The organism is Compostibacter hankyongensis (assembly GCF_039541075.1).
Taxonomy (GTDB): domain Bacteria; phylum Bacteroidota; class Bacteroidia; order Chitinophagales; family Chitinophagaceae; genus Compostibacter; species Compostibacter hankyongensis.
Genome location: NZ_BAABFN010000004.1, coordinates 129395 through 154941 on the forward strand (window position 1 = coordinate 129395; position 25547 = coordinate 154941).

Consider the following 25547-nt stretch of genomic DNA (forward strand, 5'->3'; position numbering starts at 1 on the left):
TAGCCATGAAAAAAAGTTTAAACAGATACCTCCCGCTTGCGATCATCGCCGGTTTCCTGGTATCGGCGGTATCCTGCAGAAAGACGCCGGACGAATACCGCTATGCCCGTCCGGTGCAGCAGGTGTCGCTGAATACCTACGACTTCCTGAAAACCCAGGAAGGCCTTTACGATACGCTGCTGTACCTCCTCGATGAGACCGGTTTGACCGATACCCTGAAAACCAAGGAGATCACCTTCTTTGCCCCACAGGATTACAGTATTATGACGGCCATGCACAACCTCAACGTGGCGCGGATCCAGAATGGGGACCTGGGCGACTGGACGCTGGACAGCGTGCCTGTGGGGATGTGGGACACCCTGCTGCATCGCTATATGGTGGCCGGTATTGTGGACCTGGACTCGCTGAATTATGCGGACGGCGTAACCCTGAAAACCCCTTACGGTTATGAAATGAACGGCAGGACCATCACTACCGGCGCCTCAGGCATCAAGGGAGGAGGATCGAAACAGATCGAGTACAGCGATAAAAACAATTCCCGCTATACGCGGGATTGGGTGAGCGCCACTACACGCACAGTAAACCTCAAGACCGAAAACGGGATGCTGCACATCCTGGCCAGCCGTCATGTGTTCGGATTTTCATCCTTCGTGGACAGCATCTATCCGCTGCTGCGCTCTCCCTTCCAGGGCAAATGGGGCCTTATTCCCGGCACCATCGAAGCGGCCAACTACGACGAAGGCGGGGAAGGCGTGGCCTATCATGATCTCGACGCGGTGAACCAGGGGAATGCCGGCTTCCGGATCTCCGAAGGCGTGGACCTGGCCAAATGCAGTGAAGGATTGTACAACATCGGTTATACCAATCCCGGCGAATGGACAAAGTATTCCGTTGAGGTACAGAGCGCGGAGAATTACCTGTTAAACGTCAGGGTAGCTACGACCAATAACTTTTCCGTCATCCATGTCACGCTGGACGGCGAAGATATCAGCGGCCCGATGAATGTCGTCAATACCAAGGCCTGGCAGACCTGGAAGACGATTATGATGGACCATCCCATTCATCTAAAAGCCGGCAAGCATACCGTAGGACTTTTCCTCGACGCCGGTTCCATCAACCTCAGCCGGTTTGGTCTTATACCGGTCGCCAAACGTCCCTATCACGGCACGCCGCTGGCGTTGCCGGGGACCATCCTGTGCAATGAATTTGATTACGGTGGGGAAGGCCTCGGATATCATGACACCGACGCGGACAACAAGGGGAATGCCCGGGTGGATATGCGCTTCTTTGAAGGCGTGGATCTGGAAAACTGCGCAGAAGGCGGTTATGATGTCGGTACGCCCCGCCCGGGAGAATGGATCGCCTATACGGTAAATGTGGCACAAACCGGCCAGTATGAAATTATCTCCCGGGTAGCTTCGGCCGCCGCCGGAGGACAATTCCACCTCCAGTTTGACGGACAGGATATCGGGGACATCCAGCAGGCTCCGGCGACGGGCGGCTGGCAGGCCTGGACGGATGTAAAGACAGTGGTGACCCTGACGGCAGGAGTTCACGAACTCCGCTATTGTTATGACAGTCAGGGCTTCAACTGGCAGAAGATGGTCATTGTCCCGGTGGAACAGCAGTAGGCCTGCATTGTCATTATTTGTAAAATTCATTAAGCACACAGCTATGAACAGAAAGATTAACATAAAACGGATGGCCGGCATCCTCCTGACGCTCGGGATATTGATCACCCTGGCAGCGGGCTGCTATAAGGAAGGTCTGCCGGAAGAGCAGGATTATTTCAGCAAGGACATGAACTACAGCATCAACCGGTTTGTGGTGAACCTGGGGAGGACCAATCCTTTTGTCAACATCTTCAATGCGGACTATTCTTCCGAGCCGCTGACCTTTTCTATTCTGGATGTAAGGCACAATGACGGCAGTCCCGCTCCCGAGCTGCGGCAGGAAATTCCGGTAAAAGAGTGGAAGGAGTATTATTCCGGAGATGAGAAATCCATTGCGGAAATAACGGCCAAGCAGCAGGATGGGAAAAGCCCTGTTCTCTATATCCGGCCCAACTCCGGGGAGATATTCTTCCGTAACACCGATTCCTCCAAGGTGAAGATAGGGACTTACCGGTTTGATGTGAAGGTGAGTAACGGCGGCGGGGAGAAGATATTCAGCGACATGCAGCTCGACGTTCGCCTCCCGCACCCTTACGAGCCTTATGAATATGATGACTCCACAGGATTGCTCCTGCCTCCTGACGAGGGCGGGGTTATCCATCCCAATCAGGTATCCGGCGTGATGGATATGCTCGAACGCACTCTTCCTGCGGACAGTGTGAACGTATACTTTGTAAAGACCGGAGATGCAAAGAACACCCTCACCTTTAAGTTCTTTGATGAAGACTCCACGATCATTCCGCTGACCCGTTTCAATATGATGCAGTGGGACAGTCTGCATTATCGCAGTGGTATGATCGGGGCGGATGTATTTCCGTTTGCCTTTAACCGCAGGTTTGATTCCGACAGCACTGCGGTTACGTATGATATTCCCAATCCCTTCCCGGTGCTGGCAGATGTTTCCGGAAATACGGACCGGGCGTCGATCACCTTTAAATACAACCGGGCGTCCTTCGGCCAACGGAAAAACGCTTCCATAGGACTTTCCTTCGCCATTTATGCACCCGGAGAATGGCAGGTGATCTTTAAGTTCAAGATCGATCCCAAGTTCGATGATGATTAACCGGCGGATAAAACAAAGACGATTTTCATCCGGCCGGACGGGGATCCGGAATTACTGGCATTTAAAATTACCCATCATGAAACAGCATTACCCGAGCATTAAACGGCTGATCGCCGCGCTTCTCTTCCTGGGAGGCAGCGTGACCTGCTTTGCCCAGCAGGCTATTACCGTACGGGGAAGAGTACTGGATAAACAAAACGGCTCACCCTTGCCCGGTGTGAGCATCAACGATGTTACGTCGAAAAAGGCCCTCGGACTTACCGACGACCGGGGCAACTTCCAGGTGATCACCGAAAGCGGGCATCAGCTCAAATTCCGTTATATCGGATACGACGACCAGGTTGCCCAAGCAGGGGAAGCCGCTCTCCGCATTCTCATGACATCAACCAGCAAGGCCTTGAAGGAGGCGGTGATCGTGGGATACAATGCGCGCACGAAAGAAACGGTGACCGGCGCCGTATCGGTGATCTCGGGAAAGGATATTCAGGATGTACCCGTGAGCAATGTGGAGCAGCTGCTGCAGGGAAAAGTGGCGGGGCTTAACATACAGAACCTCACCGGTGCGCCGGGTTTCAGCGGATCCGTTTCCATCCGCGGTATCTCGCAGCTGAACATCAGCGGCGGCGGGGACCAGGCAACCCTGGCGAGCAACAATCCCCTCCTCGTGATCGATAATGTACCGATCGACTACGACGGCGGCATCGACCAGTCCATGCTGCAGCCGGGCGCAGCTACCGGTCCGCTGGCGCTGATACCGCCGGACGATATCGAGTCCATCGAAGTATTCAAGGATGCGCAGGCGGCGTCGCTGTACGGCTCCCGGGGCGCCAACGGGGTGATCGTGATCACCACCAAGCGGGGCAACTCTCCTACGCCCGTCATCACTGTGAACAGCAATGTGTTTATCAACTTCCCGCCCGAGCTGCGGCCTACCTGGGGCGGCCTTTTCGAACGGCGCTTTCGTGTAAATTCCATTCTCGAAAACAGCCGGGACCTTATCGACAGCCGGAACAAGCTCAACAATGCGCAGTTTCTTACCGACAGTCTGAATCCCTTTTACAACAACTCCACCAACTGGCAGGGGTATTTCTACCAGACCACGATCAATACCAATCACAACGTTCAGATCAGCGGGGGAGATGCCCGGCTGAATTATAAGACCAACCTGGCTTACCAGCTGAACCAGGGGGTGATCAAAAATACCGGCTTTAACAAATACAGTCTGAACATGCAGCTGAACTTTCAGCCCGATCAGCGATTGCGCGTGGGCGCGCAGTTGTTCGGCGCCCTCGGTCAGAAAGCGCGGGGGAACGGCGGCGGACTCACCAACAACGGAGCCGGCAACGCCTTCTCCTCCTCGCTGAACCCGTCGCCTTCGCATTTCATCGGTATCCCGGAGCTCGAAGGGTATGACAATAACCTGGATGACAACAATACGGTCAACCTTCGCGGATACCTGAGCGCAGATTATGAGCTGATCCCTAACCTGTGGCTGAGCTCCACCACCTCCTATGATTATTATACCGATACGCGCGATCAGTTCAAGCAGGCATTTACCAATAATGATCTTACCATGCTATACGGCTATCTCGGCCGCCGGGATGAGCTGAATACGCGTAATGGTGTTAACTACAGCTACAGTACTGTCCCCACCAATATGGAGCAGGGGCATAACCTGTATGTCAGCTTTTTTAACGAGGTAAATATAAAAACCAACAAGATCAATATCGTCGACCTGAGAAACGGACCCAGCGATTATTACTGGGGGCCGAGGGGCTATTCACCCCGCTTTTACCCGGGCAATCCCTTTAACGATCCCAACGGCAAAAACGATAACGGGGTACATGCCACTTCTGTTTATCATGCGCTTTCCTGGGCCGGCATAGTCTCCTATAATTATAAAACCAAGTATAACATCGACCTTTCCTACCGGCTGGATGGCAACTCCGATGCGGGCGTCAGCGACCGCTATTCGGTAAATCCCGCTATCGGTCTGCGCTGGAACTTCAACAAGGAGCGCTGGCTCCGGGACCTGACCTGGCTGGACTACGGTTCGCTCCGTATGACCTACGGCATCAACAGCCGCGCTACCTCTACCATTCTGAATACGCTGGGCGTATACCAGATTTATGCAGATTACAACAATGCCCCTTCCGTGGCGCCGGAGTTTTCCGTGCTGCCCAACCCCACCCTGCAGCCGGAAAAATCCTACCAGTACGATATCGGCGCGGACCTGGGACTGTTTAAAGGCAGGCTGACGTTTACGTACGATACCTATTATAAAAGAACCTATAACATCGTCCGCAGCTTTTACCTCCCCGATATAACCGGCTATAACGAGGTGCAGGTGAATGGCGGAAGCCTCGTGAACTACGGCCATGAGCTCGCCGTAACGGCAAGACTCTTCAACCCTTTACAGCCCGGGGCATTTCACTGGACGGTAAGCCTCAACGGCGCGCTGAACAGGGGTACCCTTACCGGCCTGCCGGGCGGGATCACCCTGTACCGGCAGATCGATCCTGTGTATGCAGAGGACTTTATCCTGAAGGTCGGGCGAAATCCCATCAGCAATTATCTCTACCAGAATACCGGTATCTATCAGTCCACCGCCGATGTGCCGGTGGATCCTATCCGGGGGGTGCGGGCCAAATGGCAGGCCGGCGGCACCAATTTCTTCCAGGCCGGCGATCCCATCTGGACGGATGTAAACGGGGATTATGCCATCAGCGGGAATCATGACAAGTTTGTGATCGGCAATCCTGATCCCCTGATGACCGGAGGGATGTCCAATACCTTTAGCTATCACAACTTTTCGCTGAACATCTACTGTTCTTACCTGATCAAACGGACGCTCCTGAACAATGCGCTTTCCACGCGATTGCAGCAGCTGAGCGACCCCGATAAGATGAGCAATGTGTATGACCTGGATCAATTGCGTTACTGGACCGGCGCGGGATCGGATGCAAGTTATTCTGATATCATGAACGTCTATCATAACTCGCTTACCAATCCCTTCCTGGCCGATCAGGACCTGTTCGCCGAAGATGGTTCCTATTTTAAGATCAACCAGATCACCCTGGGCTATACCTTCCTGAACTTCGGTTTTATGAAACGCTGGGGATTACATCTGCTGCGCGCCTATGCCACCCTCTATAATGTCGGCATCTTTTCGCCGTATTCGGGCCCCGATCCCGAAACGGTGACCACCCTGGGCCGGGACGATATCAAAGGGTACCCCGCGGCGCGTAGCCTGACCCTGGGGATAAACGCACAATTTTAAAAATTGAAAAAACGGTAACATGAGGATATTATACCGCACCATAGCCGCCGTCGTATTATGCAGTTGCTTTTTGAGCTCCTGTACAAAATTCCTTGAAGTAAAACCCATCGATAAGTTTTCGGGCGAGGAGTTCTGGCGCAACCGGGAAGATGCAGAGAAGGCGGTCAACAGCTGTTATGAGCTGCTGAAGGAAAAATTCCTGGAATCGGCGCTCTATAACACGCCCGATTTCCGCCCGGGCGTCTGGGATTATTTTAAAAAGACCGACTTCGAAACCCTGTCGAAGAATGCGCTGAACAGTCCGGATATGTCCGGCGACGGTCTGATTTCCATCCTGAATAGCTGGCAGGGGTTCTACAAATGCATTGCCTCCAGCAACCTGTGTATAGACCGCATCCCGGATATACAGGATGAAAGCCTGGGGGAAAAGGAAAAAAGACAGCTTACTGCCGAGGCCCGCTTTATCCGGTCCTTTACCTATTTCTATATGGTGGAGATGTACGGCGATGTGCCGCTTCAGACCGATCCCTACAGTATTGAGAACAAGCCCCGCGCCCCGATGCAGGAGGTGCTGGACTTCTGTCTCAAGGACCTGGAAACGGCAGCGCCCGATCTTCCCCAGGTATATGACGATCCTACCAACCGGGCGGTACGCGCCACGCAGGGCGCGGCCTATACCCTGATGGCCCATATCTATATGTGGAAAGCGGGATTTGCCAAATCCGGACAGGAGGAATACTGGCAGAAGGCGGCGGACCTCTGCAAGCAGGTGATGGATCTGGGCGTTTATAAGCTGTTGCCCTACAGCAGCCAGGAAGATATGCAGGCGATCTTTAAAGGCCGTTCCGAGGAAGGGATCTTTGAGCTCTCCCTGGATGCCAACTACGGCAACTCCTATCATTTTATCATTGCCCAGTACGTGCTGCACCAGCCGGTCATCCAGAGCAATGCCAACCTTTACGGAGGCCTGGGCAGCGAGATCGTGCTGAAGCGTGAGGTGATCGACAAGCTGTATCCGCCCGGGGAACAGGATAACCGGCTCAGTTTGTGGTTTGACGATCCCTATTGTACTGTGAATCCCCAGTCTGCCATGTTCCTCAAGTTTTCATCCATATCCGAAGGCCGGGACTTTGACGCCAACCTGATATTTTTCCGGTATGCCGGTCTTATCCTGCTCCGGGCAGAGGCGCTGGCGGGCCTTGGAAAAGACGAAGAGGCCATCGAGATGCTGAATAAGGTCCGGACCAGGGCGGGGGTTTCGTCGTATACCGGAGGCGGCTCGGATGCATTGAAAGATGCTGTTTTCCTGGAGCGTGAGAAAGAGCTGCTGGGCGAAGGTCATCTGTGGTATGATCTGGTAAGGACCCGCCGGGTGCTGGACCTGAACCAGACTTACAATTACCTCACCCCGGATATGTTTGACCAGGCCGCCTGGACCTGGCCGGTTCCGCAATCGGCTATTGACAAAGATCCCTTGATCACGCAAAATCTCTTTTGGGCAAAATAACCCGGGCAGGACCGGTTAAAAATACAGGCCATGAAAAAACAGGTAAAGATGAAATATTTTTTTCGGGGCAAAATGTTGCTGCTGATCTGCGGATTAGCCGGCGTGCTGTCCGCAGGCTGCCAGAAAGACTATTACGCAGACGGCGGTCTGGCGGACCCCCATTATGCCGGCAGCATTTACGACTATCTGGCGAACGATCCCTATTACTTTGATACGATTACCTATATCATCGACCGGGCAGGAATGAAAACGGTGTTACAAGAGGATACCGTCACTTTTTTTTCTCCTACCGACGATGCCATCAAAGGAGCAATGGACGACCTCAACAGCTATCGCTATACCAACCTGGAGGACTCGGTTCATCTGGAGGACATCAGTCCGGAGGTATGGCGCTATTTCTTATCCATGTACATCCTCGAAGGCAAGTTTACCGCCAACAAGTTCCCGCGTGTAGACCCGAACAATATCTTCTCCTATCCTGGTATCAACTATGTCATGTATGACGGCTATGTGCTCAATATCGGCCTGATCTATCAGGATTACGGCGGTGCCGAGGCGGTAGGGGCCCGCATCCTGAACCTGACGGACATCACCTATAATCCCAGCGACTTCAGAAAGGATCCGAAGGTGCAGATCGCCACCTCGGATATACAGCCCTTGAACGGGGTGCTGCATGTGTTAAAGAATAGCCATGTGTTTGGATTCCGTCAGGGGGAATTCAAACGTATTGCCGAACAATATCTGTTGTTGGGCGACCCATCAAAAAGCCCGGCGTCGGCTTATCGTAAAAACAAAAATATTTTCAGATGAGAGGTTTTTATTCCATACTATTCACCGCGTGTCTAGCGTTTATCCTGCAGGCCTGCACCAAGGACGTGGAATCATCCCGCGGCAAAGATCCCTACCAGGAAACCATCCTGCCCGACATATCGTTCCAGGAAAACGGCGCTTTGCCCAACGAAGGATTTTTGGCCGATACCGTCCTCTTCAAAGGGAAGGGATTTGCGGATCATCGCGATCAGCTTTCCATCCTTTTCAACGGACAGAAAGCGGATGTTATTGGTGCCACCGATACTACGGTAACGGTTACCGTACCGGAGGGGGCAAGCTCCGGTGCTGTTACCGCACAGGTGGGAAAACAATATTTCTTCGGGCCTTTCTTCCGGGTGTTCGGTCCCCTGCAGATGGATACGTTGTTTCCCGGCTTCCGGGGGGCGAACGGCGCCATTCAGGACATCCTGCCGGTAGAAAACGGTAAGTACCTGATCACCGGAGGGTTTACCAATTACGACAATGCCAACATAGGCGGCGGTATCAATCGGGTGGCGCGTATCAATGCAGACGGTACCCTGGACCGTACCTTTAAGTACGGCGCGGCAACCGGCGCGCCGGCGATGGTGAATGCCGGCGCTTACCTGCCGGAATCCGGTCAATATCTGGTGGCCGGCTCGTTTAACCGTTACGGCGACCTGGCCCATATGTCGGGTTTTGCCCGGCTGAATTTCAACGGATCAGTAGACTCGGTGTCGGTAACCGTGCCTTCCGGAGATGTCGTCTGGGCCTCTGCCTTGCGGGGCGGTGTGGCCGGTACGGTGCGGCAGCTGCATGTGTTGCCCGATCATAAATATATCGGCGTCGGTAATTTCCGTTATTATGTGCAGGTGAATTATGACCTGGTATCTTCCACAGGGCTGGATTCCACCCACCTGGATTCTATCATGGTAAATTATATTGCACGGTTCAATGAGGACGGCTCGCTGGATTCCAGCTATAACTACGACGGGGTGAATCACCGCGGAAAGGAAAGCGTGAACGGGGCCATTAACGCTTCGTTGCTGCTGCCGGACGGTAAGCTGCTTATCGCGGGTAACTTTACCAAATACAACGGGCAGACCGCCAACCGCATCGCCCGGCTCAACGCCGACGGCACCCTGGATGGCGGCTTCCGGCCGAACGGCGGCGCAGACTGGGCCATCAACGATATCGAGCCTCTGCCGGACGGCAGGTTCCTGCTGGTCGGCGCATTCAATGCCTATGACGGACATGCCGCCATCCACGTTGTGCGTATCAATGCCGACGGAAGCTATGATCCGGGTTTTGATGTGGGAAAAGGACCGGATGGATTTGTATACAAGGCGGGCGTACTCGACAACGGAGCGATCATCCTTTCGGGCACCTTCCGGAAATTCGACGATGTAACCTGCAGTAACTTTGCGGTACTTGATGCTACGGGAGGGCTGCACAAGACCTATAACACCAGCGGCGGACTCAATCTGGGACTGGATGCGGTTTCAGGCGGATTCAACAAAATATTGCAGCTGGAAGGACTAAAGGCCTTTATCGCCGTGGGCAACTTCACGGAGTTTGATTACCGTGCATCGAACAATATTCTTCGCATGCAATACCAGTAAGTTTACTATCACCCTATAAAAAACAACACCATGAAAAACACTGCGATGTCAGCCTTGTTGTTTATGACAGCGATGCTGATCTTTTCCTGCAAAAAAGACATGCAGCCCCGGGAGAACAATGGTCCCGACAACCCTCCGGCTGTCCAGGATTCAGTACCGGTACCGGAATATGCCCGTATACCTGCCGTGGAGCAAGGGTGGAATATCTTTACGACCACCAAGGCGAACTACCGGTACGGTCCTTCGATCATTATCAATGACGACGGTTCCATTGATGCATGGTTTGCCGCGCCCGGCCAGGAATATACGGACGGCGATTCGCTTTTTGATGCTACCGGGGCGAAAAGTCCGGTACAGATAGCGCCGGACGGTTCTGTAGCGCAGCAGTTCACTGTCGCTGCGGATTTTTACCGCCTGCTGGTGATCAGTCCCACATGGGGTGGCAATATGAGCAATATTACGCTTAAGCTGTATCGCTGGCAGACCGATTATGCCACCACGGTGGCGGGGACGGTGCTGGCGCAGCAATCCTTTGAGCATTACGGCGATAACCAGCGGCTGGATCTGACCAACAGCGACGGATTCCCGGCCGGCACTTATCTTTGGGTCATGAGCGACCCGAATGATCCGGCAGTGGGCAAATCCGGCGTCTGGAAATATGCCAGCACAAAGACCGGATCAGTGATCTATCAGAATGGCGTGGAGGTGGAAGGCAGCTATCAGGCCTATGTCCAGATGACCGCCCATGCCAAGCTCTACTGGGACCAGATCGCCTACAGAAGATCGGTCGATGGCGGACATACCTGGACCGCGGATGAGATGGTGCTGAAGCCGACGGCCGGCAGCCGCGATCAGCTGTCGGTTTGTGATCCGGGAGTCGCAAAATGGGGCGGTTATTACTATCTCGCCTATACGTCGACCGACGGACCGGAGGGGAAACACAACAATGCGTTTGTATGCCGTTCCGAATCGCCTACGGGTCCCTGGGAAAAATGGAACGGAAGCGGCTGGGGCGGCGATCCCGCACCCGTCGTGGAATATACCGGAGATACCACCAAGTTCGGCGCCGGAGAGCCCTGTTTTGTGGTCAAAGACAATACCATTTATTTTTACTATACCTGGAATGCCGGCGGAAGCGAAAGCCGTACCACCCGGGTGGCGACGGCCGACGCTGCGGACGCTGACTGGCCAGCTCACCTGACCAGCCACGGCACGGCGGTGAATGCGAGCCAGATACCGGGTTCGGATCACTGTGATGTAAAATACCGGGAAGACCTGCAGGTGTTCCAGGCCATCCATACCGCATCCAGGATGACGGCGGACAGCTATCTGGTACTCTGGGAATCGCAGGACGGTATTCATTTTGAGCAGGCCGGAACCCTGCGCGACAGCACCCTTCAGCCTTTCCTGCATAATTGCGGCTGGAGCGGAGATGCCATGGGGCATATAGATCCCGCAAAACCGCAGTATCTTTCCTACGCCTACGGGCAGCAGTGGGCCACCTGGAATACCTTCTGGCACCAGCTGAATTTTGATATACCTTAAATCATAACCTGTGCGGAACGGCCGGGACCAGACCGGCATTCCGGAACATTAAAAGCTGAACATACAATGTGCTATCTGACAAAAACCAACCCCTGTTTGAGGATGACCGTTCTTTTGCTGGCTGTCACTTTCGGGATGACCTTCCCGCTGATGGCCGGGAGCGAAGTGCGGGCAACGCCGGTGGGAGAACATGCTTTCAAGCGGGCCCCGGACCCGGGGAAGGCAGCGTCTGCCGCCGCGGACGACGGTACAAGGGAGCGGCAATATTTTGTCTCCGCGCTGACCCGTATCGCCGACCCTCTGCTGGAAGCGTTGAGCCGTAACCGGTTGAAAGCGCTGATGCCCGTAGAATGTCAGGAGGGCCGGGATAAAGACCGCCGGCAGGTTACCTATCTGGAGGCAATGGGCCGGCTGCTGTCCGGCATGGCCCCCTGGCTGGAGCTGGGTCCCGATAAGACGGCGGAAGGTCAGCTCCGCGAAAAATATATCGGGCTGGCGCTAAAGAGCATCCACAATGCCACCGATCCCCGGTCTCCGGATTTTATGAATTTTAATAAATACGGACAGCCGCTTGTGGATGCCGCCTTTTTTGCGGAGGCGCTGCTGCGCGCACCGCATCAGCTCTGGGACCGGCTGGACCCCGCCACGAAGAAAAATGTGATCGCAGCCCTCAAATCGTCGCGTGCCATCACGCCGGGCGATAACAACTGGCTGTTCTTCAGCGCCATGGTAGAAATGGCGATCCTGAAGTTTGAAGGAGACTGCGAGATGAAGCCGGTAAACCGGGCCATAGACATGCACATGAAATGGTACAAAGGCGACGGCACCTATGGCGACGGTGCGGTTTTCCACTGGGATTATTATAACAGCTTCGTGATCCAGCCGATGTTCCTTGAAGTGCTGCAGACGATGATCGACAAAGGGCAGGGAGATACGTCGCGCTACCGTCAGCTCTATCCGGTGGTGTTGAAAAGAGCCCGCCGCTATGCTGCTATTGAGGAAAGTATGATCTCTCCGGAGGGCACTTATCCTCCCATAGGGCGCTCCCTGGCCTATCGTTTCGGCGCTTTTCATCTGCTTTCGAAGATTGCCCGGATGCATAAGCTGCCTGCCGAGATCAGCCCCCGGCAAGTCAGGGCCGCGCTGTATACCGTCGTAAAAAGACAGCTGGAAGCCCCCGGTACCTTTGACGGCAAGGGCTGGCTGCGAATCGGCATCGTGGGCCATCAGCCCTCTGTAGGCGAAGGATATATTTCCACCGGCAGCCTCTATCTGTGTTCAGAGGCCTTTCTGGTGCTGGGTTTGAAACCGGACGATGCTTTCTGGACCGGCGGGGACGAAGACTGGACGGCCAAAAAGGTCTGGAAAGGCGAGGACGTGCATCTTGAGCATGCGCTGGATTAGCAGGATGAGCCGCGTTTTTTCTGTCATGATGCTGGCGTTTGTCCTGAGCGGTTGCAGACCGGAGACGCATAAAAAAGGCCTGCCGCCCCGGCATGTGAATTACGTGCTTAGCGGCGGAAGCGGATTTTATGACTATGCGCCGAGCGCCATTGAGACCGATAGCGTACGGTATATCTTTTTATGTCAGAATAAAGACCCTTTTAAGGTGGTCGATCATATTTATCTGTACAAAGGCATGCCGGGCAGGGACGGTTACCGCTGGGGGCCCGGTAAGGAGGTGCTGGCCCCTTCAGATACCGGTTGGGATGATGTGCATGTCTGCGATCCGGATGTGCGTGCATTCCGGCTGACCTATAAAGGAGAAGTTTACAACTGGATCATGACCTATCTGGGAGTGGACCGGTGGGACGGGAAGCATAACCGGATCGGTCTGGCTTTTGCAAAGCAGATCGAAGGACCGTATATAAAATACGATAAGAACCCCGTTATCGCCTACGGAGACACCTCGAAATGGGGCGCGGGTCAGAGTACTTCGGTTGTGCTGGATACGGCCACCATACAGCTGTTTTATTCCAGGACGGATGTCATGTGTGTCAGAAATATAAAGCCGGCAAAAGCAGATTCGATGGTGATCGGCAGGGAACATGTGGTGCCGTACCTCCATACAAACACCTATGTTGCCTTTTCTCAGAAAAGCCGGTATGCCGTATCGGAGCTGCGGAGGCGTCAGTCGAAGCAGATCCCTACCTGGGTGGGGAACCATATCCGGCTGCTGCGGGAACCCTTATCCGAAAGCCTGTCTGCGAAAGAAGACGGGTGGGAGGAAATAGGATTTGCAGGACCGGATCAAACCGGTTTCCCCCGGAATCATAATCCCGGTTTCCTGACGGACGACCGAGGTTACCTGCCCTCGGACAGTATGGCGGTTGTTTATTTTACCACGGCCGTTACGGGAGAAAACTGGTTATGGTCTTACCATTTGTATTCGGCGGAGTTTGACCTGACACCCTGATAACGGTTACGGACATGGGTAGCGCTGATATGAAAAATGTTTATTGTCAAAGTAAAACGGTATGAAAATAACTTGCTTCGCAGGGATGATGCTGATGCTGACCGTTACGCTGCATGCGCAGGTGAACATTTTGCTGGATACGGATATCGGGTCGGATTGCGACGACGCCGGCGCATTGGCGGTGCTGAACAAGCTGGCGGACCGGGGAGAGGCGCATATGCTGGGCGTGATCTACAGCTCGGGCAAAAACAAGTATGGCATCGGCGTATGCGATGCGATCAATACCTACTACGGGCGTGGCGATCTGCCCCTGGGGCAGTACAAGGGAAACGATATCGGCGATCCGGCAGACCATTATTCGAAAGCCATTGCCACCGCGGGAGCGGTATATCACCACGACGTGGTAGATGATGCGCCCGAGCTCGTGGAGACCTATAAAAAGATACTGAAGCGGCAGCCCGATTCGAGCGTTACCCTCGTGACCATCGGCCATCCTTACGGACTGGTGCTGCTGATGCGCGATGCTGCGGCTTGGCGGCTGGTAAAGCGGAAAATAAAAAAGTGGGTTGCCATGACCGGCACCTCCGAAAAGCCTAACCGCGACTGGAATTTTGGAAGAAACGGCGCGGAATATTATATCGATACCTTGCTGAAGCACTGGCCCGCGGATGCTTATTTCTGCACGCTGGGGCGGGAAGTGGTTACCGGCAATAAAAAGCTGCCCGCTACGCCGGCGGATAACCCGGTGCGGAAGGCCTATGCTTTGTGGAACGATGCCCTGTCCCACGGCCGGTACAGCTGGGACCAGATCGCCGTATTGTTTGCCGTTCGTCCGCAGTATTTCAGGGTGGACAGCTCCGGTGCGCTGGAGCAGAACAAAGCCCTGCAGACCTACTGGAACCCGCGGGGGCATAACCCGAAGCATCATCGCGTGCTGGCTCCGGTGGCCGGCAACAGCGCGCTGGCGGATACGATAGAAACGCTGATGAGCGAGGCGCCCTCGCGTCCCGGGAAATAGCATCGTTCGGATTTTCGTTTATGATAACTGACCCTGATAAAAACGCTCCCGAACCTTTCGGGATATTCAAAAACTTTAAAAACATGGTTATGCGCTACTGCCTGTTATTTTGTACGCTTTGTCTTTTTACATTGTCCGCCTGCGTGACCGCCCAGAAAAAGCAGGGGCCCGTGCCCGTTATCTTCGATTCCGATATCGGTCCGGACTATGATGATGTGGGCGCCATTACCATCCTGCACGTCATGGAGGACAAAGGCGAGGCGAAGATACTGGCTACCGTGGCCAGCAATAAATACGAAGGAATTGCGGCCGTGCTGGATCTTTTCAACACGTATTTCGGGCGGCCGGAGATACCGATCGGCGTGCCCAAAGGAGAGGGCGTCAGCCTGACCGATCCGCAGCACTGGACGGACTCCCTGCTGGCGAAGTATCCGCACCGGGTAAAGCGGAACGCGGATGTTCCCGATGCGGTAAAGGTCTACCGCAAGGTGCTGGCCGGGCAGCCCGACCACAGCGTAACCGTGGTTACCGTCGGCTTTCTGACGAATCTGGCCGGGCTGCTGGATTCGAAGGCCGATGAATTTTCACCGCTGTCCGGTAAGGAGCTGGCGGCCAGGAAAATAAAGCAGCTGGTTTGTATGGGAGGACGATATCCGTCCGGCAAGGAATTCAATATCATGAAGGATGCTGCCTCCTCGCAGAAGGTGTTTGACAGCTGGCCCACGCCGGTCATCTTCAGCGGATTTGAGATCGGGGCCGAGATCAAAACAGGGTTGCCGCTGATCCACAATACAGCGCTCAGCAGTCCTGCAAAAGATGCGTTCAGCATTTGTATCCCGCAGTCGCCTGAGGACTCGGCCGGGCGTATGAGCTGGGATGAGACCACGGTGCTGGTGGCGGTAAGGGGCTATGCGCCGTATTATACCCTGCAGCCGGGGAAGATAAAAGTCGCCTCCGATGGCAGCAACACCTGGGACAAACAAGGCCAGGGACAGTTTTATCTCGTGAAAAAGACCGCTCCGGAAAAGGTGCAGGAGGTGATCAATGATTTGATGATGCAGGAACCCCGGCGTAAATGATCCCGATGAAGAAAGCACGGACCGTAATAGCGCGGGCAGCGCTGGTGCCGCTGATGACCGGATTGCTTTTTGTAAGACTTCATGCGCAGCAAAGCGGCTCTCCCGCAAAGCGGATACCCGTGATCGTGATAACGGACCTCTATCATCCGTACCAGGATTTCGGGGATAACTTTGATCTCGTTACGGCTTATGCGCTGCCGGAGATCGATCTGAAAGCGGTCATCCTCGACGTTACCGACGCCTTCCGTAAACCGGTGGCGGATCATCCCACCCTCTGGCGCGATCCGCGGGGTCCGCGCGAGGCCGGGATCATCCCCGTGATGCAGCTGAACTATATCTTCAACCGTAACATTCCGTTTGCCTGCGGTCCTTTCACGCCCATGCGCAGTCCGTGGGACAAGATGCAGGATATACCGGGCTTTCAGCAGGAGGGTATACAGCTCCTGCTAAAGACGCTGAGAGAAAGCCCGGTGCCGGTAGAGATACTTTCCTTTGGCTCCGCCCGTCCGCTTGCCGTGGCTTACAACCGGAGCCCCGCGTTGTTTCGCAGAAAGGTAAAGCGCATCCATCTTTCCGCCGGCACGGCAGCGCCGGACATGCGGCCGGGGAAAGACAAGGGCGCCAATGCTATTCCCGGCGGCGAGTGGAACGTGGCCCTGGATGTCAATGCCTTTATCCGGCTGCTGCAGTCCGATCTGCCGGTAGCGCTTTATCCCTGCGCTACACGCGACGGCGCCTTTGTCTGCGGACAGCACAATACCTACTGGCAGCTGCCCGGGCTGAGCTTTATCCGCACATTGCCGCCCAAGCTGCACCGTTATCTGACCTTTGCCTATAACCGTACCCTGCGCCCGGATTTCCTGCGGGCGATGGACGACAACAGCGCCAAAGACACGACGAACTACGCCCACCCGCATCATGTCTGGGAAACGGCATTATGGATCATGGTTTCAGGACGCAAGCTGGTGCAGCGCGCAGACGGCAGCTGCCGGCTTGTGCCGCAGGACAGCCTGCGGCCTGACGACCGTATTATCCCTGCCACGCTTCAGCCCTGTACGGTAAAGGTGCGCAGCGACGGAAGGTTCAGCTTCAGTACGACGGGGCGGCCTTCCAACTTTTCCATTTATTACCGGCAGGATCCCGTGCAGCGTGAGAAAGGCCTGCAGGAAGCGCTACCGGCCCTGTACAAGTCGTACGTTTATCCGTGAGCGTTATTGAAAATGGTTATTTTCCAAACCGGAAGCCCACACCGGCCTGCAGGAAGGAGTTGCGGACATGGTACTGCTGTCCGAAGGCATTGTCCTTGACGATACCGGAAAGCCCTTTCTGGTACTGGGCTGAAATTTCCCAGCGCACGCCCAGGCGGTAATGCGCGCCGAGTACCCAGCGCAGGTCCAGCTTGTTGAGACTTTCGCCGGTAGCGGCCGAACGGGTTACATTCTCCGGCTCCGGAACTTCGGGGTCCCGGGCGATCATCATGTCCATCCGGTCATACTCCTGGAACTGCTTTTCGCCGATCGCCTTTTGGAGGACCGATACCTGAAGGCCGCTGCCGACCGAGAAGCGCGAGCTGAGGCGATACTGCAGGGTCAGCGGCACGTCGATATAATAAAGACGGTCAAACGTAATGTTCTCCTGCGCATACGTGGCTTGCGGCGAAACGGCCCGCTCCGGGCGCATCATGGTATGGACAAGCTTTTCCCGCTGCAGGTCTACCGGCGAGGCCAGAGCAATGCCGGCCTGCAGGTCCAGCTTTTGGGAAAGAGGGTGGCGGACAAAGACGCCGGGATAAACGTCCAGCGGCGCGCCTTTCATCAGGGGATTGAAATTTGACTGTGCATCGCCAAAGCTGCCGGCGGAGTTGACGTTGAGCCGGATGCCCCATTGCAGGCCCCTGGCGGCAGCCGGCGGTGTGGAGGCCGGCGCGGTCATGCCGGAAACGGGCGCTGTAGCGGCCGGCACTCCGGACGATGGCGCTGTGGATGCCATGGACTGCGGCGGGATGGCAGACGTCGGGAATGCCGGCGATGCCGATCGTGCCAGCGCCATCCTGGCCGCCGGCGTTACGATCCCCGTTCTGCGGCTGGCTGCGGATTGCCGCCATGCCCGTTCAAAAGATGCCGGCAGGGCAGGAGCGGTGTTGAGAAAAGGCAGCGCCGTCTTTTCTGCAGAACTGCTTTCTGCAGATAGGCTTTCTGCGGGGTCGGCGGCAGCACTTGCTGTAAGGCCGGTAGAGGGGCTTACAGCGTGACCGGGATAAGCCGGGCTGCCGGCTGCTTCCGGAACCCGTTGCTCGTCTGCCCCGGAGAGCGCCGGGCCGGCGGATAATGCGGGAGAACCGGCATTGCCGGCAGGCAGGGCGGCGCCAGCGGCTGGCATCGCTGATCCTTCATCAGCGGCGACCGCTTCTATAAGCGTATGCCCGTTGCCGTTATTTTCAGATGACGTTTTTGAAAGCGAAGTATGGTGTTGCAGGAGAAATAATATGGCGGCTCCCGTCAGCAACAGCAGGGAAGCGGCCGCCGCCCGGATATACCGTGGCCTCATCCGTCGCACGGGGGCGCCGGCTACCGGCATATGCGTATCCAGTAAGGCGTGCATCTGCTTCCATCCTTCCGACGGGTCGGGAGGAGGTGCGGAAGATAGCTTTTGCCGTAAGGGGGAATTATGGGTAGATTTCTCGCGCATGCATCGGGGAAAAAATCGCTTTTACATTTGATAAATAAACTTTTCAGCGAACAGATACATGCCTATGTACGTATTATCCGCTGACCACGGATTGTCCCTCACGGAACAAATTACGCAATTTCTTTTTGGCCGCCGTCAGGTGCCAGCGGGAGGTGCTTTCCGTGATGCACATCAGTCCCGCAATTTCTTTATGGCTGTATCCTTCCACTTCATACAGGTTAAATACAGCCTGCATCACCGGGGGCAGCGAGCGTACCAGCTTCAGCAGCTCATCCGCAGTAATGCGGTCCAGCGCTTCTTCATTCAGCTGAAGGTGGACGGCGGTTTCCAGGGGACTGTGGGCAACAGACCGGTGCAGGCTCCGGATATGATCCAGCGCGGTATTGATCAGGATCCGCCTGATCCACGCTCCCAGCTGTCCTTTTTCGGGTTCCCATTCGGCAATATGCCGAAATATCTTTAAAAAGCCTTCGTTGACTACGGCCAGCGTATCGTTTTGCTGGGGAGTATACCGGTTGCAGATGCGATAGGCCAGCTCAAAATATTTCCGGTACAGGCGTTCCTGCGCCACCCGGTCGTTGCGTTTGCAACCCGCTACCAACAGGGTATCTTCGTATGCCGGCTGACGGTATTCCAAGGGGTATCGCTTGTTGTAGATTTGTCCATCTCCGGTGACATGCCGGAGGACCGTAGTCTAATGGACAAATAGGATACCACATTTGCTGCATACTTCAGAAAAAAAACTCCAGAACGATTGCCTTCCTGAAAAAAAGCAGCCCGTTGCCGTTGTTGTCCTGTGTCGGATATACACAGGCTCCGGGCTGCCGGATGTTTTAAATTTACTTTAATACATTTTCGTTACCTGCTGTTACTCACCGGTGGTATCGGCGGGTGCAGTGCGGGCGAAAGAGAGGGTTTTGGTTACCGCTACGGAGTCGTCCATCATGTCGGCATAGGTCAGTTCCAGCGTGCTGTCCGTCAGGGAGATGCCGGCAGTGTAGATGGCATCTGCGCTCTGCAGCTGGATAGAATCCTCGCTCATGTTAAAGGCCCAGTTGCCCGATCCGTAAGGCAGCAGCGAAGAATCGCAGGTAGTGCCGCCGTCGCTGAATGCATAATCGTGATTCAGGTTGAATGCCAGGGAATCATCTGCATTGCAGGCAGAAAGAATGCTGCTGTCCTGCATGGAGCTGTCGGCTACCATAGCGGCCCGCAGTGACCAGGCGCCTTCCGATAACTGTACCTCCTTGGGCGTGTTTACCGGTCCGTTGTCATCGTCGTCATTGTTACATGCGGTAAGCACGGTGCCAAATACCGCAACGGCTAACAATCCGCTGATCAGCTGTTTTTTCTTCGTCATTTTAAAGTTGTTTTAAAGTCAGTAAAATTTTACTTCTCATCTCTTATTACGACGGGAGAGCGGCAAACGCGGGGTCGGGCCGGAAATTTTTTCCTTTGCCCCGTTTTTACAATTTCCGGAATTGGCGTAGGTTTGATCGCAGTCATGGACGGGTTTTATCTTCCTTTGCGGGAAAACAGGCTGTATTGCTGCAGCTACGGCAGCGGTACGCGCCTGCTGCTGGCTTTGCACGGCTTTGCGGAAGACGCGGCTGTGTTTTCCTGTCTGGAGCCTTGTCTGGGAACCGATTATACCATCGTGGCGCCCGATCTTCCCTTTCACGGGCAGACCCGGTGGAGCGAAAAATATTTTACCCCGGCCGACCTGGCGGAGCTTGCATCAGCGCTGCTGAAGCGTTACGGGTGCCGGGAATTTTCGCTGCTGGGATACAGCATGGGCGGACGGCTGGCGCTAAGCCTGGCCGGTCTGCGGATGGAAAGCATCCGGGAGCTGATCCTGCTGGCGCCGGATGGCATCAAAAACAATCCCTGGCATTTGTTTGTAATAAAAAGCAGGCTGGGAAATCAGTTACTGCATAAAATGGTCAGCCATCCCACCCTGTTTTTCCGGTTGCTGGAAACGGGCCGGAAACTGCGTTTGCTGTCCGAAGGGTTTTACAGGTTTATTTTTTATCAGATGGAAACAGCACAAAAACGGTTGTTGGTGTACCGGGTATGGACGGCCATGAAAACCATGCTGCCGGATATCGGGCAGCTGCGCCGGGAAATCCGTCGCTGCGGAACTTCCGTATGGCTGCTGTTTGGCCGGTACGACCGCGTCATCCCTCCCGCCGTCGGGGAAAAGCTGGCCCGCGGACTGCCCCAGTGCCGGTGCCTCGTGCTGGAAAAGGGTCACCAGCTGCTGGCTCCCGACGTGATCCGCATACTGGGCGAAAAACTGAACCGGGCATGAATATCTGGCTGCTGCTGATGTGTTTGTTTGCAGCGGTCTACACGCTGCTGCTCGTGGTATACCGTTACGGTTGGATAAAGCAACCCTTTTTTGAAGCGGGGCGCATCACGATCTCCGGGAAAACAAAAGTATCGCTGATCATACCGGCACGCAACGAAGAGGCTTCCATCCTGACCTGTCTGAAAGCGATTTCCGAGCAGAACTATCCTGCCGCCCTGCTCGAGGTCCTGGTGGTGGACGACCATTCTACCGACCGCACCGCCGAGCTGGTGAGGCAGTTCCCGGCTTCGAATGTAAAGCTGGTGGACCTGGCCGCTTATCTTTCCGAAAACGAGCAGCTGAATGCTTATAAGAAAAAGGCTATAGCCGTGGGCATCGGCTTATCCACCGGCACGCTCATCCTGACGACGGATGCGGACTGCGTGATGGGGTCCGAGTGGGTGGCCACGCTGGTAAAATATTATGAAAACCGCCCCGTGAAGTTCATTGCCGCCCCGGTGGCCTTTCACCAGGAGCGTAATTTTTTTGAGGTCTTCCAGTCGCTCGATTTCCTGTGTATGCAGGGCATTACGGGCGCCGCGGCCCGCTTGAAATGCGGCACCATGTGCAATGGCGCCAACCTGGCCTACGAGAAGCAGGCCTTCCTGGACGTGGGCGCCTTTAAGGGTATCGACTGTATTGCCTCCGGCGACGATATGCTGCTGATGTACAAGATGTATAAAGCTTATCCGGACGGCATTGCCTTTCTGAAAAGCCCGGATGCCGTGGTGCATACCCGGCCGATGCCGACCCTGCGCACCTTCCTGGAACAGCGCATCCGCTGGGCTTCGAAGGCCGACCGGTACGACGACCGGCGGCTGACCGTAGTGCTGGCGTTTATCTACCTGTGGAATGTGGCGCTGCTGCTGTTTTTCCTGGCCGGCTTTTTTCATCCCGCCTGGTGGCTGGTATGGCTTGCGCTGTTGCTCTACAAAACGGCCGCAGAGCTGTTCTTTCTTGCCCCGGTGGCGCGTTTTTTCCGGAAATCACGGCAGCTCTGGCAGTTTTTGCCCGCCCAGCTGCTGCATATCCCCTACATCGTCGTTTCCGGCTGGCTGGGCAAGTTCGGCTCCTACCGCTGGAAAGGGCGGGAGGTGAAATGAAGCAGGGTTTGTACTTTTGCCACCCATGCATGTCGCCGTTCGTACAGGTCCGGGATCGCCGGGCCGCTTCAGCAGCCTGATTCTGCCTGCGCTTGCCCGGGAATATCCCGGGGACAGCTTCCGGATACCGGCGGCTGCGGCTGCGCTTTTTCCCGCTGGCCTGTCTCCCAATCTGACGCTGCTTCCGGCAGGGCCATCCTGGCTCCGGGGTCTGCGGCGGGAGCGACAGCCGGCGGACGCCTGCCTGTCCTTTGGTCTGCCGCCGGGGCGCCGTGATCCGCCCTGCTGCCTGCTGCTCTCCGATACCGCCGCCGCGGGAGGACGGATACGTCACGCTTCGGCGGTGGCAGTGCCTTCCCGTGCCGGAAAGACACAATTGCTGGAACGGCTCAGGATACCCGGAGAGAAGGTGGCCGTGCTTTACGGCCCTGCGGCTCCCGGCTCCCGGCCCCTTTCCTGGGAGGAGCAGGAGCAGGTCCGGGAAACGTATACGGGAGGCAGGGAATACCTTTTTTGCCCCGTTGAAGGCTGTTCGGGAGCCGGTCTGCTGGATCTGCTGAAAGCGTTTTCCCACCTGAAAAAACGGCTGATGTCCCATATCCCGCTGGTCCTCTATGGCGCTACGGCGCTGCAGGACAAGCTGTTCCGCGAAGCGTTGGCCGCCTTCCGTTACCGCAAGGATGTGATCCTGCAGGAGGATACGCAGCCGGAGGCCGGCCTCCGGCTCACTGCCGCCGCCTATGCCTGGGTATATCCCGGCGGGGGACAAAGCTGGGAGGTGCCGGTGGCCGATGCGTTGCGCTGCGGGGTGCCGGTGCTGACGCCGCAGGAAAGCGGCCTGGAAGAGGTAGCCGGCGCCGCAGGACTGTATTTTAAAAGGGGCAGCGCGGAGGAAATGGGCGAACAGCTGTACCGCATATACCGCGATGAGGCCCTGCGGCAACGGCTGGCAGCCCGGGCGCCGGAGCGGGCGGAACTGCTGACCCCGGCCGAAGCAGCCCGCAGCCTGCACGCCCTCCTGGAGCAGGCCGCTGGGTATAACCGCAAAACGGGCTAACTTTGGCCTGATTTTATTTTTAGCATGATGAGCCAATCAACCATAAGCATACAGGTAGACCTGGATGAACAAAAATTGCCGGAAACGATCCGGTGGACCGCCGACAACCGCGGAGAGGACGATGCCAGCCGGGCCAAAGCGTTTTTTCTGTCCTTTTGGGACGGGGCTGAAAAAACGGCCCTTCGTATCGATCTCTGGACCAAAGACATGATGGTGGACGAGATGGCCGATTTTGTATACCAGACCCTCATGACGATGGCGGATACCTACGGTCGCGCTACCCAGTATGCCGACCAGGTAACGGATATGAAGGAGTTTGCGCGGGATTTTATGGGCAAGTTCCGTAAAAAGCAGCAGCAGGAAGGAAAGTAAGGACCAAGTATTCCGGGTATAAAAAACTTTTTATGTCACTCGAAGAAAAAGTAAACGAAGGGATAAAAGCCGCCATGAAGGCCAGGGAAGAAGCCCGCCTGCGGGGATTACGGGCCATAAAAACGGCGCTGCTGCTGGAGAAGACCTCGGGCAGCCATAAAGCGCTGTCGGGGGCGGATGAAACCCGGCTTTTGCAGAAGCTGGCGAAGCAACGCCGGGAATCCCTGACCATCTACCGGGAGCAGCAGCGGGAAGACCTGGCCAGGATAGAGGAAGAGGAGCTGGCCGTGCTGGAAGAATTTCTTCCCAGACAGATGGATGAAGCGGCGCTGCGGGAATCCCTGAAGCAGATCATCGCCGAAACGGGCGCCGCCACGCCGGCCGATATGGGTAAGGTGATGGGCGTGGCTACCCGTAAGCTGGCCGGCAAAGCGGACGGCAGTGCGATAGCGGCGACGGTGAAGGCGCTGCTGAGCGGACAATAGTCAAGGGCTTGAATCCCTTTACCTTTCACCCTTCACCTTTCGTCTTTAACCTTTTACCTCCACCAACCGCATGTCGATAGACATTACCTTTGCCATCGTGATGCTGCTGGCCCTGTTCAAGGGCTGGTCGCGGGGGCTTGTGGTGGCCGTCTTTTCTCTCCTGGCGCTATTGCTGGGTGCGGCGGCTGCGCTCAAGCTGTCGGCAGTGACCGCCGTATACTGGCAGGAGCATTTCCAGTCCGGTTTTCTGGAAGGGAGGTGGGCGCCGGTGGCGGCCTTTGTGCTGGTATTCCTCGTCGTGGTGCTGCTGGTGCGCCTGGGGGCTCGCCTGATCGAATCCCTCCTGAAGCTGGCCCTGCTCAGCTGGGCCAACCGCCTGGCCGGGGCGCTTTTTTATGTGCTGATCTATGCCGTACTGTACAGCATCGTGCTCTGGTTCTGCAACCAGCTGAACCTGCTCGGGCCGGGTCTGAAAGCCAACTCAACGGTATACCGGCTGCTGGCTCCCCTGGCTCCCCATGTAATGGACTGGATCGGCGCAATGATCCCCTGGTTTAAAGATATGTTCCGTGTGCTGGAAGAGTTTTTCGGGGAAATGGCCGCCCGTCTTTACCAGACCTGAACGATGCTGACCGCGGTCCGTCTGCGGCGCCGCTCCTCCATCAAAATATTTCCGGGTAAATAAAAATAAGGTATTTTAGCACAAAATTGATTTGCTGCAAACGAATGGAATACGAGATCAAACACCAGGGCAAGTTCAAGTTTATAGAGGAGGGGGAAGGAGAGCCGTTGGTACTATTGCACGGATTGTTTGGCGCCCTGAGTAATTTCAGGGACCTGCTGGATTATTTTAAGCATTATTATAAAGTCGTCATCCCTATCTTGCCGCTGTATGATCTTACCCTGCTGGAAACCACGGTAGGGGGTCTGGCCAAGTTTGTGAACCGTTTTGTGGAAGCCCGGGGCTATGAGCAGATCCATCTGCTGGGCAACTCGCTGGGGGGACACATGGCCCTGATCTATGCCCTGAAGCATCCGGAGGCCATAAAGACGGTGATCCTGACCGGGAGCTCGGGCCTTTTTGAGAACGGCATGGGCGAAACCTATCCCAAACGGGGGGATTACGAATATATCCGGAAGAAAACCGAGCTTACCTTCTACAATCCGGAGATGGCTACAAAAGAGCTGGTCGACGAGGTGTTCGAGATCGTCAATAACCGGCTGAAGGCCATCAAGGTCATTGCGCTGGCCAAGTCGGCCATACGGCATAACCTGGGAGAAGAGCTACGCGAGATCAAAGCCCCGACCATGCTGATATGGGGTAAAAACGATACCATCACCCCGCCCATGGTGGCGGAAGAGTTCGGACGCCTCATTCCGAATACGGAGCTGGCCTATATCAACAAATGCGGTCATGCGCCGATGATGGAGGTGCCGGATGAGTTTAACACCGTCCTGCATGCCTTTTTGAAAAAGCATACCGCAGGATGAGCCAAACAC

22 protein-coding genes are annotated in these 25547 nt (G+C 55.6%); 19 read left to right on the forward strand and 3 right to left on the reverse strand.

What is annotated here, in order from left to right:
- Positions 1-5: 5 nt before the first annotated feature.
- From ABD851_RS09555 to ABD851_RS09610, 12 genes are all read left to right on the forward strand, one after another.
- Positions 6-1631 carry a carbohydrate-binding protein gene (locus ABD851_RS09555; protein WP_344978578.1) on the forward strand — a complete coding sequence of 542 codons (1626 nt, stop codon included), beginning with the start codon at positions 6-8 and terminating at the stop codon, positions 1629-1631.
- 43 nt (positions 1632-1674) lie between these two features.
- The gene (locus ABD851_RS09560) at positions 1675-2736 is read left to right on the forward strand and encodes a DUF5007 domain-containing protein (RefSeq protein WP_344978580.1); all 1062 of its coding nucleotides are present in this window, start codon (positions 1675-1677) and stop codon (positions 2734-2736) included.
- 76 nt (positions 2737-2812) lie between these two features.
- Positions 2813-6016 carry a SusC/RagA family TonB-linked outer membrane protein gene (locus ABD851_RS09565; protein WP_344978582.1) on the forward strand — a complete coding sequence of 1068 codons (3204 nt, stop codon included), beginning with the start codon at positions 2813-2815 and terminating at the stop codon, positions 6014-6016.
- Positions 6017-6035: 19 nt separating this feature from the next.
- On the forward strand, positions 6036-7523 hold the full coding sequence (locus tag ABD851_RS09570; RefSeq protein WP_344978584.1) for a RagB/SusD family nutrient uptake outer membrane protein: 1488 nt from the start codon (positions 6036-6038) through the stop codon (positions 7521-7523).
- 48 nt (positions 7524-7571) lie between these two features.
- A complete protein-coding gene (locus ABD851_RS09575; RefSeq protein WP_344978586.1) occupies positions 7572-8333 on the forward strand; it encodes a hypothetical protein in 762 nt (253 codons plus the stop codon).
- Complete coding sequence (locus tag ABD851_RS09580) at positions 8330-9934, forward strand: DUF5008 domain-containing protein (protein WP_344978588.1); 1605 nt, start codon at positions 8330-8332, stop codon at positions 9932-9934. The genes ABD851_RS09575 and ABD851_RS09580 overlap by 4 nt, the downstream gene beginning before the upstream one ends.
- 30 nt (positions 9935-9964) lie before the next feature.
- Positions 9965-11479 carry a glycoside hydrolase family protein gene (locus ABD851_RS09585; protein WP_344978590.1) on the forward strand — a complete coding sequence of 505 codons (1515 nt, stop codon included), beginning with the start codon at positions 9965-9967 and terminating at the stop codon, positions 11477-11479.
- A gap of 102 nt (positions 11480-11581) precedes the next feature.
- Entirely contained in the window at positions 11582-12883 is a 1302-nt protein-coding gene (locus ABD851_RS09590; RefSeq protein WP_344978942.1) for a DUF2264 domain-containing protein, read from the forward strand.
- Complete coding sequence (locus tag ABD851_RS09595; RefSeq protein WP_344978592.1) at positions 12870-13895, forward strand: glycoside hydrolase family protein; 1026 nt, start codon at positions 12870-12872, stop codon at positions 13893-13895. The genes ABD851_RS09590 and ABD851_RS09595 overlap by 14 nt, the downstream gene beginning before the upstream one ends.
- A gap of 61 nt (positions 13896-13956) precedes the next feature.
- A complete protein-coding gene (locus tag ABD851_RS09600) occupies positions 13957-14913 on the forward strand; it encodes a nucleoside hydrolase (protein ID WP_344978594.1) in 957 nt (318 codons plus the stop codon).
- An 89-nt stretch (positions 14914-15002) separates the two neighbouring features.
- On the forward strand, positions 15003-15992 hold the full coding sequence (locus ABD851_RS09605) for a nucleoside hydrolase (protein ID WP_344978596.1): 990 nt from the start codon (positions 15003-15005) through the stop codon (positions 15990-15992).
- Positions 15993-15997: 5 nt separating this feature from the next.
- Complete coding sequence (locus tag ABD851_RS09610) at positions 15998-17200, forward strand: nucleoside hydrolase (RefSeq protein ID WP_344978598.1); 1203 nt, start codon at positions 15998-16000, stop codon at positions 17198-17200.
- A gap of 16 nt (positions 17201-17216) precedes the next feature.
- On the opposite strand, the gene ABD851_RS09615 is transcribed toward ABD851_RS09610, so the two are convergent.
- The 3 genes from ABD851_RS09615 to ABD851_RS09625 all read right to left on the reverse strand — a co-directional run bounded on the left by ABD851_RS09615 (position 17217) and on the right by ABD851_RS09625 (position 20040).
- The gene (locus ABD851_RS09615) at positions 17217-18680 is read right to left on the reverse strand and encodes an outer membrane beta-barrel protein (RefSeq protein WP_344978600.1); all 1464 of its coding nucleotides are present in this window, start codon (positions 18678-18680) and stop codon (positions 17217-17219) included.
- 73 nt (positions 18681-18753) lie between these two features.
- Positions 18754-19317 carry an RNA polymerase sigma factor gene (locus tag ABD851_RS09620; RefSeq protein ID WP_344978602.1) on the reverse strand — a complete coding sequence of 188 codons (564 nt, stop codon included), beginning with the start codon at positions 19315-19317 and terminating at the stop codon, positions 18754-18756.
- Positions 19318-19548: 231 nt separating this feature from the next.
- The gene (locus tag ABD851_RS09625; protein ID WP_344978604.1) at positions 19549-20040 is read right to left on the reverse strand and encodes a hypothetical protein; all 492 of its coding nucleotides are present in this window, start codon (positions 20038-20040) and stop codon (positions 19549-19551) included.
- Positions 20041-20172: 132 nt separating this feature from the next.
- On the opposite strand from ABD851_RS09625, the gene ABD851_RS09630 reads away from it, so the two are divergent.
- The 7 genes from ABD851_RS09630 to ABD851_RS09660 all read left to right on the forward strand — a co-directional run bounded on the left by ABD851_RS09630 (position 20173) and on the right by ABD851_RS09660 (position 25538).
- Positions 20173-20991: an alpha/beta fold hydrolase gene (locus ABD851_RS09630; RefSeq protein ID WP_344978607.1), complete on the forward strand. Its 819-nt coding sequence runs from the start codon at positions 20173-20175 to the stop codon at positions 20989-20991.
- Positions 20988-22133 (forward strand): glycosyltransferase, encoded by a 1146-nt coding sequence (locus tag ABD851_RS09635; RefSeq protein WP_344978609.1) that lies wholly within the window; start codon positions 20988-20990, stop codon positions 22131-22133. Before ABD851_RS09630 ends, ABD851_RS09635 begins: the two co-directional genes overlap by 4 nt.
- Before the next feature lie 25 nt (positions 22134-22158).
- The gene (locus ABD851_RS09640) at positions 22159-23190 is read left to right on the forward strand and encodes a glycosyltransferase (protein WP_344978611.1); all 1032 of its coding nucleotides are present in this window, start codon (positions 22159-22161) and stop codon (positions 23188-23190) included.
- A 27-nt stretch (positions 23191-23217) separates the two neighbouring features.
- Positions 23218-23562: a gliding motility protein GldC gene (gene gldC, locus ABD851_RS09645; protein ID WP_344978613.1), complete on the forward strand. Its 345-nt coding sequence runs from the start codon at positions 23218-23220 to the stop codon at positions 23560-23562.
- Between the two features lie 32 nt (positions 23563-23594).
- Positions 23595-24047: a GatB/YqeY domain-containing protein gene (locus ABD851_RS09650; RefSeq protein ID WP_344978615.1), complete on the forward strand. Its 453-nt coding sequence runs from the start codon at positions 23595-23597 to the stop codon at positions 24045-24047.
- A 70-nt stretch (positions 24048-24117) separates the two neighbouring features.
- Positions 24118-24669 carry a CvpA family protein gene (locus tag ABD851_RS09655; protein WP_344978617.1) on the forward strand — a complete coding sequence of 184 codons (552 nt, stop codon included), beginning with the start codon at positions 24118-24120 and terminating at the stop codon, positions 24667-24669.
- Positions 24670-24773: 104 nt separating this feature from the next.
- The gene (locus tag ABD851_RS09660) at positions 24774-25538 is read left to right on the forward strand and encodes an alpha/beta fold hydrolase (RefSeq protein WP_344978619.1); all 765 of its coding nucleotides are present in this window, start codon (positions 24774-24776) and stop codon (positions 25536-25538) included.
- Positions 25539-25547 lie beyond the last annotated feature (9 nt).

Excerpts from the sequence above, each read along its gene's own strand:
- ABD851_RS09555 (WP_344978578.1), top strand. The coding sequence starts at position 6 with ATGAAAAAAAGTTTAAACAGATACCTCCCGCTTGCGATCATCGCCGGT.
- ABD851_RS09560 (WP_344978580.1), top strand. The coding sequence starts at position 1,675 with ATGAACAGAAAGATTAACATAAAACGGATGGCCGGCATCCTCCTGACG.
- ABD851_RS09565 (WP_344978582.1), top strand. The coding sequence starts at position 2,813 with ATGAAACAGCATTACCCGAGCATTAAACGGCTGATCGCCGCGCTTCTC.
- ABD851_RS09570 (WP_344978584.1), top strand. The coding sequence starts at position 6,036 with ATGAGGATATTATACCGCACCATAGCCGCCGTCGTATTATGCAGTTGC.
- ABD851_RS09575 (WP_344978586.1), top strand. The coding sequence starts at position 7,572 with ATGAAATATTTTTTTCGGGGCAAAATGTTGCTGCTGATCTGCGGATTA.
- ABD851_RS09580 (WP_344978588.1), top strand. The coding sequence starts at position 8,330 with ATGAGAGGTTTTTATTCCATACTATTCACCGCGTGTCTAGCGTTTATC.
- ABD851_RS09585 (WP_344978590.1), top strand. The coding sequence starts at position 9,965 with ATGAAAAACACTGCGATGTCAGCCTTGTTGTTTATGACAGCGATGCTG.
- ABD851_RS09590 (WP_344978942.1), top strand. The coding sequence starts at position 11,582 with ATGACCGTTCTTTTGCTGGCTGTCACTTTCGGGATGACCTTCCCGCTG.
- ABD851_RS09595 (WP_344978592.1), top strand. The coding sequence starts at position 12,870 with ATGCGCTGGATTAGCAGGATGAGCCGCGTTTTTTCTGTCATGATGCTG.
- ABD851_RS09600 (WP_344978594.1), top strand. The coding sequence starts at position 13,957 with ATGAAAATAACTTGCTTCGCAGGGATGATGCTGATGCTGACCGTTACG.
- ABD851_RS09605 (WP_344978596.1), top strand. The coding sequence starts at position 15,003 with ATGCGCTACTGCCTGTTATTTTGTACGCTTTGTCTTTTTACATTGTCC.
- ABD851_RS09610 (WP_344978598.1), top strand. The coding sequence starts at position 15,998 with ATGAAGAAAGCACGGACCGTAATAGCGCGGGCAGCGCTGGTGCCGCTG.
- ABD851_RS09615 (WP_344978600.1), bottom strand. The coding sequence starts at position 18,680 with ATGCGCGAGAAATCTACCCATAATTCCCCCTTACGGCAAAAGCTATCT.
- ABD851_RS09625 (WP_344978604.1), bottom strand. The coding sequence starts at position 20,040 with ATGACGAAGAAAAAACAGCTGATCAGCGGATTGTTAGCCGTTGCGGTA.
- ABD851_RS09635 (WP_344978609.1), top strand. The coding sequence starts at position 20,988 with ATGAATATCTGGCTGCTGCTGATGTGTTTGTTTGCAGCGGTCTACACG.
- ABD851_RS09640 (WP_344978611.1), top strand. The coding sequence starts at position 22,159 with ATGCATGTCGCCGTTCGTACAGGTCCGGGATCGCCGGGCCGCTTCAGC.
- gldC (WP_344978613.1), top strand. The coding sequence starts at position 23,218 with ATGAGCCAATCAACCATAAGCATACAGGTAGACCTGGATGAACAAAAA.
- ABD851_RS09650 (WP_344978615.1), top strand. The coding sequence starts at position 23,595 with ATGTCACTCGAAGAAAAAGTAAACGAAGGGATAAAAGCCGCCATGAAG.
- ABD851_RS09655 (WP_344978617.1), top strand. The coding sequence starts at position 24,118 with ATGTCGATAGACATTACCTTTGCCATCGTGATGCTGCTGGCCCTGTTC.
- ABD851_RS09660 (WP_344978619.1), top strand. The coding sequence starts at position 24,774 with ATGGAATACGAGATCAAACACCAGGGCAAGTTCAAGTTTATAGAGGAG.